The sequence below is a fragment of the Bacteroides sp. AF39-11AC genome (assembly GCF_003474285.1).
Taxonomy (GTDB): Bacteria; Bacteroidota; Bacteroidia; order Bacteroidales; family Bacteroidaceae; genus Bacteroides.
Genome location: NZ_QROH01000013.1, coordinates 1 through 16249 on the forward strand (window position 1 = coordinate 1; position 16249 = coordinate 16249).

Sequence of the window (16249 nt, forward strand, 5' to 3'; positions counted from 1 at the left end):
GATAAGGATGTTGTAGAACATGTTTTTGAAAGAAGGGGTGGCCGGGCACGGAAAGCTATACATTATATATATACGTGCGCGTGCGAAAGGGAAAAAAGCCACTCGGTCGTTGTTTTACCTACCACCTCCCCCTAAAGAACTCAACTTCTTATATAATGTCTTTATTATATTTTTTACCCCTCCACACCCGTGAAACGCCCTATTTATCAAGGTTAGCGGGTGGAAGGGCATTTCCAAGCAAGGCAACTACCGAATAGTAATTACCGTAACGACTCCGCGAGCGGGGAAACCCTAAAGGAGCTAACTGTTGAGCAAACGCATTCGGATTAACTCCACGCATGGCTGCCGGATTCTGCTTTTTCAGAACCTTGAAAATATCAGCAGCAGAAAGGCGTTGTACCATTTCATCCTTATCTTCAGTCATGGCAGGGCGAAAACAAGCATAAAGAATTTCCTCCACCATACTGCGCCGCTGAAATCTCTTATTATGTTCCTTCAACTCAGACTCTTCTTCCGCTGTAAACCAATACCGGACTCCTTCCAGAAGTTCATGTTTCAACTGGGCATAGATTTGTTTATGCTCGATATGCGAGCAATCTATCTTCCCTTTCACTTCCACACAAAGAAAACGGCGGCTCCCTGTAGGGTCGGAAAGCAGATCAAAACGATTGCTCGTACCGATAAAAGAAGCAATACGGGGCAAGTTGCGATAGTTCCTTTGATAGGCTTTGCAAAGATTCAGGTTCGCCATCTGCATCAGATTCTTCAATAAGGGCATTTTAGAAGCAGGATATTTATCAAACTCATCAAGATTCAGCAATCCCATTTCCGACATTTTACGGGTAACATTTCCCTTTGAAGTCAGTTCCACTTCATCCGAATAGTATCGAGCCAGAGTTTCAGGCATCAGACTTTTACAAAAGGTAGACTTTAAACACCCTTGCTCCGCACTGATAAGAATAGGTGCCACGCTGTTAGCATGCTTTCCCGTCATTCCCAGCCATTGTGCAGTGAGAGCCAATAGCCAGATATGGAAATCTTTCATCCACAACGGATTGGAAGATACACGGCGAGCAAGTGCTTCAAGACGATCCACTCCATCCCAGGTAGGAAGTTCATCCATGTAAAGAAGGAAAGGATGATAAGCAGGAACACAAGTGGAATAAAGATAACGGCTGATATCCTTGTCCCAACATGCAATTCCCCGTGCATGGGCCTCAAGGCAAAAGGTATTCAGTTCTCGTTTTCCAACAGATGAAAATCCCTCTCCCACTTTACCCACCGGACGGAATTCGGTTTCTTCTGTTAACAGATTATAACGGAAATCATAAGCAGATTGCAGGAAGCGGTTTACTCGATCCGTCAGACTGACCGGTGAGGACTTCACAAGCTCCGCAGCAGGATTAGCTGCTAAAGGAGTCGTTTCCGGCTGATTTTCTACTACTTGCTTTACTTCTCCCCAGCCTTCCCAAAGAGAAGCAATGAATTGCATAAATTTTGTCTTCATAATTTAATTGTTAGTTTAGTGATTGATGCCACAAAGTTACCATCACAGATATACCTTTTGCAAGTATTTTGAGCGGTTTGCTACAAATTAATGCCGCTAACTAAATACATATAGTTTGTTGACATTATACATATAGTATTGTCATGTTTTAGATAAAGCATCTGGTAGTGTTGACATCCGTCAATCATCTTGTTTTCTATCGTCAACATATTTACCGACATCTGTCAAGAGATTTGCCAACAGCTGTCAACACTACCAGATGCTTTATCTAAAATTTGCTCTTCCTATATATAAATGGTACATTTGCACCATTATCTATCTATAAAACGACAAACAATGGCTATACTTTTTGAATGGTATGAGAATCCGGTACCTAACGATCAAACGGATCCAAAAACAATCCATGCACGCATCACCCTCAATGGAAAAGTAGGAACAGACGAAATCCGCCACAAAATACAGGCACGCAGTTCGCTGACAGAGACGGATGTATCGGCAGTACTCGATGCACTATCGCATATAATGGGAGAAGAATTGGCGGAAGGACGACAAGTACATCTGGACGGCATCGGATACTTCCATCCTACACTGAAATGCGAGGAAGGCATCACAATGGAAACGAAACGAAAAAATGAGAAAGTGAAACTGAAGGGCATCAAATTCCGTGCCGACCAAGCGTTGAAGAACGAGATAGGCAATGTAAAACTGAAGAATTTCAAGCATAGCGGGCACTCCAGCAAGCTATCGGACGTGGAGATAGACATGCGACTGAAGGAATACTTTGCCGAACATCAGCTGATGACACGCCTGGACTTCCAGCATATATGTGGTTTCATGAAATCAAAGGCAATGGAACACCTGAGACGACTGAAAGCAGAAGGAAAAATAGAAAACATCGGACGACAAATGCAACCGATATATGTACCCGTGGCAGGATACTACGGAGTAAGTAAAGACAAGATAGTGACAAGATAAAAGCAAAATAAGGAGCCAAAGCCCCCTTCCACACGCAAACCCCGATGAATAAGGGAATACAGCCGTGTGGAAGGGGGCTTTACTTTTCTCTATTTATATTCAAACAAGCCCATAAAACTCAACAAATAAATGACAGATAAGTTCTTGCAGTACTTAGTGTTATGATTAGCGCAAAGATATAAATAAATATTAAAAAGCAAACAAATCAAACGTTAAAATGCAAATGTTTATTTACTCATGATATACGATTTATTTATTTCAATCAGGTAATAATACAACTCATACCCTTCGAAGCTCTCTAACGATGTTATTCATGTTTAAGTACTGCAAGAACTCGAGAAATAAAAATACTAATTTTAAAAAGAGAGCGTATGAAAAGGAAACGACTATTTATCATGCTGGCTTATCTGTTTTTATGGACAAGTGCAACATTGGCCCAAGTCTCCAAAGTAACCGGAGTCGTGATTTCAGAAGAAGGCAATGAGCCGGTGGTTGGTGCATCTATTCTGGTGAAAGGATTCTCACAAGGAGTGATTACCAACATAAACGGAGAGTTTACACTCACCAATGTTCCCAATGATGCCAGAACCTTAATTATCTCGTTTGTTGGCATGAAAACGCAGGAAGTTGCAATCAAGCCTCAACTCAGGATCATCATGTCAAACGATTCTCAGATGCTGGATGAAGTGATTGTAACAGTAGCCTACGGTACAGCAAAAAAATCATCGCTGACAGGAGCCATTTCATCCGTCAACCAGGATCAGATTGAAATGCGACCAACCTCCAGCGTAACTTCAGCATTGGAAGGTACGACATCGGGCGTACAGATTAATAGTACTTACGGCGCACCGGGCAGTGATCCGTCAATCCGCATCCGCGGTATCGGAACTGTAAACGGTTCGAGCACCCCGCTTTATGTGGTAGACGGCGTTCCTTTCGGAGGAAATATTTCGGATATAAACCCGGCCGATATAGAGAGCATTTCAGTTCTGAAAGATGCAGCCTCAGCCGCACTATACGGTAACCGCGCATCAAACGGCGTGATTCTGATCAGCACAAGAAAAGGGACTTCCAACAAAATCAGTTTCGATCTAAAGATCAACCAAGGAGTCTATTCACGCGGTATCAAAGAGTATAAGCGTACCTCACCTAACCAGTTTATGGAAGCAAGTTGGCAAAACCTGAAGAATGCACGTATGTCTGCAGGTGATGATGCAGCCACCGCGGCCCAATATGCTACGGCAAACCTGATTTCCGAACAATTATATCTGAATATCTATAATAAACCGGACGACCAGTTATTCGACGCGAATGGTAATCTGGTTTCGGATGCACAAATCCTTCCGGGATATGCCGATGACCTTGACTGGTATTCGGATGCCATCCGCAACGGATACCGGCAGGAATATTCCTTTAGCGGAAATACCGCCAACGAAAAGAGTAACTATTACTTTTCCATTGGCTATCTGGATGAGAAAGGTTATGTGACAAACTCGGATTTCAATCGCATCTCAGCCCGTACCTCCATGAGCTTCACCCCTAAAAAATGGTTCAAGGCAGGCATTAACCTATCCGGCACGCACCAAAATTCTCATGCAACCAATGGGGACAGTGACGCCGGATATACCAATGCATTTATGTATTGTCGTCAGATAGCCCCCATCTATCCCGTGCATCTGCATAATGCCGATGGTTCTTATCGCCTGGATGCCCTGAATAACAAACAGTACGATCCGGGATACTATAAAGATGACGAAGGAGTAACCATCTCTACCCGTAACCAATATGTAGACCGTCATGTAATCTGGGAAAACGAATTGAGTACGGACAAAACCATACGCAACACACTGCAAGGTATTGCTTTTGCAGACGTCAAGTTCCTGAACGACTTCACATTCACAGTGAAAGGTGACCTCAACGTGCGAAACTCCGAGCAGACCTCTTACGACAATGCCACTATCGGTGACGGTAAAGGAAACAACGGACGTACCAAGCGAGTGACTTACCGCTATAAGAATTATACTTTCCAGCAGCAACTGAACTGGAATCATGTATATGGCAAACACTACATAGATGTACTGGCAGCGCACGAAAACTACTCCAACAATTATGATTATGAGTATGCATTCAAGACGACCGAGACATTTGCCGGAAAGCCGAATCTGTCGAACTTCACAGATATTACCAGCCTGACCGGCTACGAGACAGACTATCGTACGGAAAGCTACCTGGGACGTATCCGCTACAACTACGCCGAGAAATACAATCTGGAAGTTTCGTTCCGCCGTGACGGTTCATCCCGCTTCTCCAAACAGAACCGCTGGGGTAACTTCGGTAGCATCGGTGCAAACTGGATTATATCGGAAGAGGACTTCATGCAATCTGTCACCTGGATAAACTCTTTGAAATTCCGCGCCAACTACGGACAAGTGGGAAATGATGCCGGAACCGGATATTATGGCTATATGGGACTTTATGCCGGTAGCCAGAATGCAAACATCGGGGCATATTATTTATCTCAGAACGAAGCTCTCGATCTGAAGTGGGAGACCGGAGAGGCTTATGGCATAGCACTTGAAGGCCGTTTGTTCAACCGCTGGAACATCAGTCTTGAGTATTTTGACAAACGGAACAAGGATCTTTTGTTCGATGTTTATCTGCCGTTGTCAGCAGGAGCCACTTCAACCACATCCGCACAGGCCACCATTGCAAAGAATCTGGGAACCATCTCCAACAAAGGTTTCGAAATCAATACGGACATCGATATCTACAGAGATAAGAAATGGAAAGTGAATTTTGCAACGAATGCCACATTCGTCAAGAACAAGATTGTGAAGCTGCCTGAACAAAATAAGGATGGGATCATATCGGGAAACTACAAGATAGTGGAAGGTAAAAGCCGTTATGAGTTCTTCCTACCGACTTATGTCGGTGTCGACCAACTCACCGGTAACTCCCTGTACACACTCAATCTGGAAGACTATTTCATCACACTGCCCGATGGCAGCAAATTGGGAAATGCAGAAGGTACTGACATCAGCGACAATGAAAGTCTGACTTCCATCAACGGCACTTATTATACCAACAACACGACTTACGCCCTGAAAGAATTCCACGGTTCGGCACTACCCAAAGTCTACGGTAGCTTTACCGGTACGGTATCTTACAAATCACTTACTTTCTCCGCCTTGTTCACCTACTCGTTGGGAGGTAAAACCTATGATGGGGTATATCGTTCGTTAATGACTACAGGCACTTCACCCGGCAACTTCCATTCCGACATTATGAATGCCTGGAAAGCGGTTCCCGAGGGAATGTCAGAAAACTCGGCAGACCGTATTTGGGTAGATGGCATTCCTCAGATAAACAGCACGATGAGTGCGAACAATAATTCCGCTTCTTCCAGATGGCTTGTCAGTTCGGACTATTTAGTAGTTAAAAACCTCACACTGAGCTACCGGCTACCGGCTTCCTTTGTGAAACGACTGGACCTGCAGGGAATAAGCGTGAGCGCAAATTGCGAGAACTTATGGACATTCACAGCCCGCCAGGGCATGAATCCCCAGCAATCATTCGGCGGTTCGCAATACAATTATCTGGTAACTCCGAGAGTATTCTCCGTTGGTATCAACATTAAACTATAATAATAAAACGCTCACTTATGAAAAAGATATTATACACATTAGGACTCACAGTTCTGTTGGCCTCGTGCGGCAGCAACTATCTGGACACTGTACCCCAATCATCCACGGGTACGGCCACTATCTTTGAAACCACTCAGAATGCCAAACTCGCAATAAATGGTATTTGCAGGTTAATGGTCAACCAATATCTCAGTTCACAAGGATTCAATGGTGAAGGAACTATCAAGACGTGGTATGGCAACTATCCGGGAAACGATTTTCAGAAATCAAACCTGACCGGATGGTCTTCCATCATCAATTCGCTTTATCACGAAAGAAATACTTCAAGCTATTGTTATTACCCCTGGTTCTACTATTATAAACTGATAGGTAATGCCAATGCCATCATTGAAAATATCGACAAAGCCAGCGGTAGCAATGAAGAAAAGCAGTTTATAAAAGCTCAGGCACTGACATTCAGAGCATACAGCTACATGATGCTGAGCCAACTCTATTGTCATCGCTGGTGCGACAGTAATAATGGTTCCAGCCGCGGACTTCCCCTGCGCATAGACCTGAGTACGGGTGAATTGCCAACTTCTACACTGGCAGAAGTTTACGGCCGGATTTATGAAGATTTGAATGAGGCTATCTCCAATTTCACAGCATCGGAACTGGACCGCTCGAGCGGGGACAATTACAGTCCGAACCTGGATGTGGCTTATGCCACCTATGCCCGTGCGGCCCTGACTCGTGAAGACTGGGCAACCGCTGCACGCTATGCAGTATTGGCACGTACTAATTATCCGCTGATGACAAACTCCGAGTATGTGGATGGCGGTTTTAATACCCCTAACCAAGAATGGATATGGAGCAGTTACAATGCTACGGACCAGAATTTGCACTATTATTCATTCTTTGCCTATCAAGGCAGCAACTCCAGCGCCAGCATTTGCAGGACCTACGCATGTTCCATCAGCAAAGAACTGTACGATCAGATTCCTGAAACCGATGTACGTAAGAACATGTTTCTGGGACCCAAAGAAGGTGAAACATATACCACATCTACCGGACGGGCTTCGAAAGGCGCCCTGTATGACCGGGCTATGAAAGATTATGCCGACAAAATTTATAGCACCAGTTATATCTTTGCCTATATGCAGTTCAAAATATTATGTGCCGACCAACCGGGTATAGGGCAATTGAATAATTTCCGTTCGGCAGAGATGTATCTGATTGAAGCCGAAGCCAACTGCCACATAGGTGGCAAGGATGCAGAAACACAAAAATTACTGGTTGCCCTGAATAAGGATTCAGGCCGCAATCCCGCCTATACCTGTACGAAAACAGGAGATGACCTGCTGCAAGAAGTGAAACTTTATCGCAGGATAGAACTCTGGGGCGAAGGTTTCGACTGGTTCGACTACAAACGCTGGAAAGAGCCAATCGTACGCAAATCATATCCGGAAGGCAGTTTCCATATACAGTTTGCTATAACCATCCAACCTTCGGACAACAATCAGTGGACTTGGGTATTCCCGGCCAAAGAAGTCGATTATAATGATGCACTTTCCTCATATATAGAATAAGCATAAACTCTCTCTGACAGTAAGCGGAAGGAGGTAGCTCTCATTTTTTGAGAGACTGCCTCCTTTCCCCCTACTTCCCCAGACCACCACGTATCTTCTACCCACTTCATATCGGATACATCGAAAATAATTCATAGATATATCAATACTAAACCTTCTTTCTGCACAGCAAAATAAGGATTGTTGTAGTAATATCTCCCGCTGCCACCGCAAGCCAGATTCCCGTCACGCCGAACCATGCAGGCAATATAAAGAAGAACAAGACCGGCAAGATACCACGCAGCAGTGTAAGCCTCATCGCCAGATTGATACGTTCAATGCTGGTATAATACCCTATTGTGATTACATTTATCCCGAAGAAAATGTAATCGACAGCAAACAGAGGCAGACCGACAACCGCATACTGCCAGGCATGACTTGTCCGGTCCGGCAAGAACAGGGAAACAATATCGCCGGAGAAACAGGCAAACACTCCGCTAATCAGCAAAGCGAACACAACAGCGGAAATGATGCATAAACGCAATGCCTTATTGGAGCGCAATAACTGTCCGCAACCGTAATTGTAGCTGACAATAGGTTGTGCCGACTGAACCATAGCATTGAACACCATGAAAATAATAGGGAACAGATAGCAGACAATGCTATAAGCTGCTACTCCATCCGTTCCCAGATGACTCATAAACACATAATTGCCGGCAATAGCCATGACAGCAATTGTCATTTCGCTCAAACAGGATGAAACACCCAGTTTCAGCATATACCATGTATTCCTCAGTGTCAGTCGGATACTCTTGATACTCATTTTCAGCCTGGCAAACCGAACGGATACGGACGGGCGAAGCAGATAACCCAAGAGTAAAAGTGTCCCCACCAGTTCTCCCAAGTCAGTGGCAATAGCAGCACCGAACAATCCCCACTCAAAAATAAAGATAAAGATATAATCGAGTACAATATTGACAACAGTGGCCGCCAGCATGGCCCACATGGCAAAATTAGGGTTCGTCAGACGCACGAAGAACGGCAACGCCACCAGTAAAACCGTGGACGGAATGGATATGGAGAACCAAAACAAATACTCCGCCGACAATTCCGTCAGATGCCCTTCGGCTCCCAACAAAGTAACGACAGTTTCGGGGAACACGGTCAACAGTATTCCCATAATGACGCTGATAATCGTCAGCATAACGATTGACTGCGTGACGTTGATATTAGCGACCACCAATTTGCCACGAGACAGATTAATGGAAGCAAGAATTCCTCCACCCATACCGAACATCAGTCCCAACCCGGCTGCTATCATAAAAATAGGCGCCGCAATATTCACCGCGGCAATGGCATCACTGCCTATTCCGCGTCCTACGAATATCCCGTCGACAACAGTGAACAATGCGGATGATACCATACCCAGCAACGTGGGGAAAAGTTGTTTTGTAAACAACTTACTCACACTCATATTTTTGAAGTCTAAATTATCCCTTTGCATATCTCATTGTTTTTAAAAAGCGGTGCAAAGGTAGGTTTCATTAATTTGTTGATACTTAACAAATGGTAATTAAAACATTTGCATTATCTTTGTCTTTCAATATATAAGTAATTGAATTATGAAAACTTATCTCAACATTTTCTTCCTGTTCCTGATTCTATGTACCTCATGCGGCAGCCGGAAAGCAAATGACAACAAGGGAACAACACTTCAGGCAGACACCGTGAAAAAATTCACGCTTCCCATTATACCAGCCATGCTGAATACCCCCGAATTGCGTGCAGATTATCTGGTACGGCACTACTGGGACAATATGGATTTTACCGATACCACTTATATTAACCTGCCGGATGTTACGGAACAGGCGTGGGTGGACTTTATAGATATTATGAAGGTAGTTCCGGACACTACCGCGATAGCTGCCATAAAGCAACTGTATAAGATGGCAGATCAAAAGAAAGTCGTATTCTTCTATTATACGGACTTAGCCGAAAAGTATTTGTATGATCCGAACTCTCCGATGCGGAATGAGGAATTTTACATCCCGGTGCTGGATGCCATGCTGGAAAGCAAGGTGTTGAATGATACGGAGAAAATACTTCCGCAAGGACGCAGGGAGCTGGCTGAACAGAACCGCATCGGAAGGCCGGCAGAAGATTTCACTTATACACTGCTGTCCGGGAAAAGCGGTACGCTCTACGGAGTGAAAGCAAAATATACGCTGCTGTTTATCAACAATCCGGGATGCCATGCTTGTGAAGAAGGTATAGAAGAACTAAAACAGGCACCTGCCATCAATAAGGAATTTGCCGCAGGAAGCTTAAAGATACTGGCTGTTTATCCGGATGAAGATAAGGAAGAATGGAAAAGACACTTACCGGATTTCCCAAAAGAATGGATAAACGGGTATGATAAAAAACTCGTTATAAAAGAAAAGAATCTGTATGATCTGAAGGCAATACCTACCCTGTATCTGTTGGATAAAGACAAGAAAGTATTGCTGAAAGATGCAACGGTGGCACAGATTGACCAGTACCTGCAATAAGTGATTAGTGGTGAGTGATTAGTGATTAGCGGCATGACAGCGCAACTAATCACTAATCACTCACCACTAATCACTAAAAACATCCCCTCTCACCACTCCACATCGTGAAGGATAAAAGGGGATGAAGAAACGAGAGAAGAGAGAGTATATGATTTATTCTTTATTCCCTGCCACCACCTAAAGCCTGGTAGAGATTGATAATTCCCTGTATCTCATCGAAGCGATCGGCTATCTGCGTCAGTTGGGCAGAGAGCAACGATTGTTGGGCGGTAAGTACTTCCAAATAAGTGGAGTTACCATGTTTCATCAACAATTGCGTGCTGCGGACTGCGGTTTCCAATGAAGTGATCTGTCCGTCGCGCAACTCTGTTTTACCACGGGCCACCTGCACTTGGGTAAGGGCATTGTTCACTTCACTTCCTGCATTCAGCAAAGCCTGCTGGAAAGAAAGTTTAGCTTCTTCCTGTTGGGCTTTGGCTATTTTCAACTGTGCCATGTTCAATCCTTTATTAAATAAAGGTTGTGTCAGTGAACCGACTGCGGAGAGTAACAGCTTGCCCGGATTGACAATCATGCTTCCGGCAGAGTTTGTCCAACCTGCCGTACCTCCCAAAGTGATGGAAGGATAAAAAGCCGAACGAGCTGCATTGGTACTATAAAAGGCCTGTACCAGCGAGAGTTCCGCACTCTTCACGTCGGGACGACGGGAGAGCAACTGCAAAGGAACGCCTACGCTAAGTTCTTCCGGGAAACTTTGTCCCTGTAATTTTCCACGTTCGATGGCGTCGGGCACATCACCCAGTAAAATAGAAAGTGAATTCTCTACTTCACGGATTTGCTGTTTAAGGTCGAGCAAAGAGGCTTCTACCATATAACAGTTTGCTTCGGTTTGGGCTACTCCGGCCTCATCCGTCATACCTGCTGCTTTCATAGCACGCATTGTCTTCACGCTCTCACGCCACTTGGCGGCAGTTTCGGCAGAGACGTTGTATTGTGCATCGAGCATTAATAAGGTATAATACATATTTGCCACATTGGCTATTAACGAAGTAGTGACAGCTTGTTCGTACTCCAGGCTCTGAAGGTATAAAGCTTTCGCACGGCGTTTCGCATTGGTCAGTTTACCGAAAATATCAATTTCCCAACTGGCGGATGCTATGCCGCTATACGTCCAGGAACCTTTTGATTTATCAAAGCTACTCACACCTCCCTGCGGAGTCAACATAAAAGAAGGCAGATAGGCCAGACGGGCGGATGACAGAGTGGCTTCCGCTTCTTTGATGCGCCACTGAGCGGACTGCAAGTCAGTATTGCCTTGCAGTGCATGCTCAATGAGAGATTGTAGTTGCGGGTCGGTGAACAACTCGCGCCAGGAGAGAGAGGCGATAGAGGTGGTGTCTTCCACCTCTACATCCTGCCCGTAAAGTCCGTCGGTCTTGACTTCGGGACGTTCATATTTAGTATAGATGCCGCAACTACTCAACAGCAAGGCTGCGACAGCTAAAGTGATGATTTGTTTCTTCATTTTTCTTTTGATTGATGTTCTTCTATTTCTTTCTTACTCACTTCCATCTCCTCCTCAATCTGCCAGTCTTTGGGAGGCATGGACTGAACCGGACGAAGACGCTCCTGCAACCACTGGAAGGTGACGAACAAAGCCGGAACGATGAAAAGCAATGCCAGTGTACCGATGGTCATACCACCTACTACACCCGTACCCAATGAACGGTTACCGTTAGCACCTACTCCGGTAGCTACTACCAGTGGGAACAGGCCGAAGATCATGGTGAGTGCCGTCATCAGGATAGGACGGAGACGTGCTTTGGCTGCGCTGACTGCGGAAGCAATCAACCCCATGCCTGCTTTTCGGCGCTCGGCAGCATATTCCGTCAACAGAATGGCTGTCTTGGCAAGCAAACCGATCAACATAATCAAACCTGTTTGCAGATAAATGTTATTCTCCAATCCTGCTATCTTGGCAAACAAGAACGTCCCCATCAAACCTACCGGAACCGCAAGAATAACTGCAAACGGAACGATGAAACTTTCATAAAGCGCACTCAGGATAAGATAGATCATCAGAATACAGATACCGAAGATAATTACCGTCGTACCACTCTGCTGGTTCTCTTCACGTGTAATACCACCGAAGTCATAACCGTAACCTTTTGGCAGGCTGATTTCTGCTGTCTCTTTCACAGCACGGATGGCATCACCCGTACTATACCCTTCAGCAGGCATGGCATTCACAGCTATGGAGTTATACATATTGAAGCGGCTCAAAGTCTCGGCACCATAACTGCGGGTCAGTGTAACGAACTGACTCAGTGGAGCCATCTCACCGTTTGCCATCCGTACAAAGGTGTTGTGCAATGAAGACTCATCCATGCGGTATTCCGGACCGGACTGTATCATAACCCTATATACCTTTGAGAAACGGTTGAAGTTGGATACATACTGTCCGCCATAGTAGCCCGAAAGTGTAGAGAGCACTGCATCCGGAGTAATGCCGGCACGCTTACATTTGGCAGCATCGACTTCTACAGTCCACTGCGGATAGCGCACATCGAAAGTAGAATAGGCCATGGAGATTTCAGGACGCTGATTCAAAGCACCCAGGTATTGCTGGGTAGTCTGGAAGAAGGTGTTCACATCCGTGCCCAACTTATCCTGTACATTCAGGTCGAGCGCATTACCCATACCATAACCCGGAATCATACCCGGAGCAATTGCAAAGATCGTGGCATCTTTGATATCTGCCGTGCGGGCATAAATCTGTCCGATGACAGCCTGCACCTGATCTTCTTTCTTTGTACGTTCATCCCAAGGTTTCAGCTTCACTACAATCATACCGAAGGTATTCCCCTGTCCGGAAAGCAAGCCGTAGCCGGTTACTTTCTGAATATGAAGTTTCTGCGGAATAGCCTCCAAGCGTTCTTCCACACGAAGCATAACATCATCCGTAGTCTTCAGTGAACTACCCGGAGCCGTGCTTACATTGACGAACAATACACCCTGGTCTTCATCAGGCACTAAACTGGTCTTCGTAGAGTTCATCAGGAGTACCAGCACTACTACTGAGCAAACCAGCAATGACCATGACAACCAACGACGCTTGATAAAGAATAATACCGCATTCTTATATTTATTCACCACCACATCGAAAGCCGCATTGAACGAATTACGGAAACGGGCGGCAAAATTATTCTTCTGCGTGCCATCTTCATTAATATAAGGTCTCAGCAGCAGAGCGCAAAGAGCCGGGCTCAGCGTCAAAGCGTTAACGGCTGAAATACCTACCGCAACCGCCATCGTCAGACCGAACTGCGTATAGAACGTACCGGACGTACCACTCATAAACGATACAGGAATGAATACCGCCATAAATACCAGTGAAGAGGTGATAACCGCATTACTGATACCTTTCATAGCGTCGATACTTGCCATATAAGAAGACTTATACCCGACATCAAACCTCGACTGTACCGCCTCGACGACGACTATGGCGTCGTCCACCACCGTACCGATCACAAGCACCAATGCAAACAGTGTAATCAGGTTGATACTGAATCCGGCAACGGACATAAAAGCGAAGGTACCTACCAGTGACACGATGATGCCCACCAACGGAATCAATGTGGAACGGATGTCCTGTAAGAATACATATACCACCAAGATAACGAGAATGATAGCCTCGATCAAAGTCTTTACTACTTCATGGATAGAAGCGAACAGGAAGTCATTGGAACTCATCATCTGTGTCAGTTCCACACCTTTCGGCAGGTCTTTGCGCACTTCGTCCAACAGGTTGTCAATGTTCTGGTTTACTTCCGTTGCATTAGAGCCGGCCGTCTGGAATACCATACAGGAAACACCATTGTGACCGTCCATACCGCCTTTGTAGGCGTAGCTGTCCTTACCCAGTTCCACATCTGCAATATCTTTCAACTTCAGCACTTCACCGTCTTCCGTAGAACGGATTACGATTTCACCAAATTCCTCGGGTGTAATCAGACGGCCTTTATACTTCATGGTATATTGATAGGTTTCATCCGAATTTTCACCGAACGAACCGGTAGCCGATTCAATATTCTGTTCGGCAAGTGCCGCCGTCACGTCAGACGGAATCAGTTTGTACTGTGCCATCACATCAGGCTTCATCCAGACACGCATACTGTAGTCACCACCCATAATCATCATATCGCCCACACCTGCAATACGCAGCAACTGCGGTTTCAAGTTGATACTCATATAGTTGGCAAGGAAGTTTTCATCGTACGAATTATCTGGACTATGCAATGAAAACATCTGTAAGATACTGGTCTGGCGTTTCATAGTAGTCACACCTACCTGGGTTACTTCTCCCGGAAGCTGTCCGGTAGCTCTGGATACACGGTTCTGCACATTGACGGCAGCCATATCCGGATCGGTACCCTGCTTGAAATAGACAGTAATGGATACCGAACCGGCATTGGTAGCGGTGGACGTCATATAGGTCATGTCTTCCACACCGTTGATAGCTTCTTCCAACGGAGCGATAACACTCTTCTGCAAAGTTTCTGCACTGGCACCGTAGTACGTGGTACTTACCATAACGGTAGGCGGAGCAATATCGGGATATTGTTCGACGGGCAGGGTAAACAACCCGATGATACCCAGAATGACAATCGTTATAGAAATGACTGCCGAAAATACCGGGCGTTCAATAAATGTTCTCAGATTCATGGATTAATCCTCCTTTGTTTGTTGATTAGCGGTGTCTTGTGCTGCAGAGGATGCTGTCTTAGCTTGTATAGGTGTACCTTCGCGCAATAATCCCACGCCTTCGGCCACAATTACATCACCCACATTCAAACCCTTGTCTACGATATACTCTTTTCCACCATTCACACGGGTCACCTCCACCGGGGCAGACTGTGCTTTACCATCTACTACTTTAAACACGAACACTTTATCCTGCACTTCATAAGTAGCCGCTTGCGGAACAACGATACAATTCCGTTTTTGAACAGGAACCACTACATTACCGGCTCCCCCACTCTGTAACAATCCTTCTTTATTCGGGAATACGGCACGCAGGCTGACAGTTCCGGTAGAAGCATCGATAACTCCACTGATTGTTTCAATCTTACCTTGCGAAGGATAGGTAGATTTATCATTCAGAATCAGTTCAATAGCAGGCATTTCCTCCAATGCTTTACTCCTGGAACCATAGCGGCGCGTCATATCCAGCAACTGGTTTTCTGTCATCGAGAAGTAAACGTACATATCGGAATTATCAGAAACCGTAGTCAACGGTTTAGGCAGGCTGGCACTAACCAAAGCGCCCACACGATAGGGCAGAGTGCCTACAACACCGTCGGCAGGACTTTTCACTTCCGTATAAGAAAGGTTATTGGCGGCACTTACACGTTGCGCTTCCGTCTGCGCCAATTGCGCTTTCGCCGTCAGCAGGTTATTATAAGATGTCTGCAAGTCGAACTCGGAAATCACGTTCTGGGCAAACAATTCTTTTTTACTGTCATACGTCAGTTGAGCCGTAGCTACACTTGCACGCGCCGCTTCCACATTGGCTTCCGCAGTCTGCAAAACCGCACGGTAAGGTACTTGATCAATAATAAACAAGACTTGTCCTTTGCGGACCGCCTGACCTTCTTCCACACAGAGTTTAGTCAGGAAACCGGACACCTGTGGGTAAATGTCAATGTCTTGTCTTCCCCGTATACTCGCTGAATAGGTCGTTTGCAATTCCTTGTCGGATGTCGTGATTCTCATCACCTCATACTCAGAACTGGTCTGCACGGTAGGAGCCTGTCCGCATGCTACCAATGTTACTCCACAAATGAATGTCATCATCTGTCTAATCAATCTCTTCTTTGTTGTCATACTACAATCTTTTTAAAAAACATCTTTTGTTATGTCGGCGGCAAAGGTATGCCGTTTTTGAACAACAACTTGTTTCATTTATCGCACTCCTTTGTTCGTTTTCGGAACGGTTTGCTTAACATTCCAAAAAGAACTTCTACC

The 16249-nt window shown here is 45.3% G+C and carries 9 protein-coding genes; 4 read left to right on the plus strand and 5 right to left on the minus strand.

Translation table 11 applies throughout. The features are described 5' to 3' along the window. Positions 1 to 199: 199 nt before the first annotated feature. On the minus strand, positions 200 to 1507 hold the full coding sequence (locus DW036_RS22945; protein ID WP_118466362.1) for a VapE domain-containing protein: 1308 nt from the start codon (positions 1505 to 1507) through the stop codon (positions 200 to 202). Positions 1508 to 1843: 336 nt separating this feature from the next. Between DW036_RS22945 and DW036_RS22950 the strand changes: the two genes are divergently transcribed. From DW036_RS22950 to DW036_RS22960, 3 genes are all read left to right on the plus strand, one after another. Then, positions 1844 to 2482: an HU family DNA-binding protein gene (locus DW036_RS22950; protein ID WP_022391846.1), complete on the plus strand. Its 639-nt coding sequence runs from the start codon at positions 1844 to 1846 to the stop codon at positions 2480 to 2482. 371 nt (positions 2483 to 2853) lie between these two features. Continuing rightward, positions 2854 to 6126: a SusC/RagA family TonB-linked outer membrane protein gene (locus tag DW036_RS22955; protein WP_118466363.1), complete on the plus strand. Its 3273-nt coding sequence runs from the start codon at positions 2854 to 2856 to the stop codon at positions 6124 to 6126. A 17-nt stretch (positions 6127 to 6143) separates the two neighbouring features. After that, positions 6144 to 7694: a RagB/SusD family nutrient uptake outer membrane protein gene (locus DW036_RS22960; protein ID WP_118466364.1), complete on the plus strand. Its 1551-nt coding sequence runs from the start codon at positions 6144 to 6146 to the stop codon at positions 7692 to 7694. A gap of 148 nt (positions 7695 to 7842) precedes the next feature. Here DW036_RS22960 and DW036_RS22965 read toward each other — a convergent pair whose 3' ends face one another. Further along, entirely contained in the window at positions 7843 to 9177 is a 1335-nt protein-coding gene (locus DW036_RS22965; RefSeq protein WP_118466365.1) for an MATE family efflux transporter, read from the minus strand. A gap of 118 nt (positions 9178 to 9295) precedes the next feature. On the opposite strand from DW036_RS22965, the gene DW036_RS22970 reads away from it, so the two are divergent. Further along, positions 9296 to 10222 carry a DUF5106 domain-containing protein gene (locus tag DW036_RS22970; protein WP_118466366.1) on the plus strand — a complete coding sequence of 309 codons (927 nt, stop codon included), beginning with the start codon at positions 9296 to 9298 and terminating at the stop codon, positions 10220 to 10222. Positions 10223 to 10382: 160 nt separating this feature from the next. Here the strand turns inward: DW036_RS22970 and DW036_RS22975 are convergent, their stop codons facing one another. Genes DW036_RS22975 through DW036_RS22985 form a run of 3 tightly spaced genes read right to left on the minus strand, consistent with a single transcriptional unit; the run spans position 10383 to position 16108 of the window. Further along, the gene (locus DW036_RS22975) at positions 10383 to 11747 is read right to left on the minus strand and encodes an efflux transporter outer membrane subunit (RefSeq protein WP_118466367.1); all 1365 of its coding nucleotides are present in this window, start codon (positions 11745 to 11747) and stop codon (positions 10383 to 10385) included. After that, positions 11744 to 14947 carry an efflux RND transporter permease subunit gene (locus DW036_RS22980; protein WP_118466368.1) on the minus strand — a complete coding sequence of 1068 codons (3204 nt, stop codon included), beginning with the start codon at positions 14945 to 14947 and terminating at the stop codon, positions 11744 to 11746. Before DW036_RS22980 ends, DW036_RS22975 begins: the two co-directional genes overlap by 4 nt. 3 nt (positions 14948 to 14950) lie before the next feature. Further along, positions 14951 to 16108 carry an efflux RND transporter periplasmic adaptor subunit gene (locus tag DW036_RS22985; RefSeq protein WP_118466369.1) on the minus strand — a complete coding sequence of 386 codons (1158 nt, stop codon included), beginning with the start codon at positions 16106 to 16108 and terminating at the stop codon, positions 14951 to 14953. Positions 16109 to 16249 lie beyond the last annotated feature (141 nt).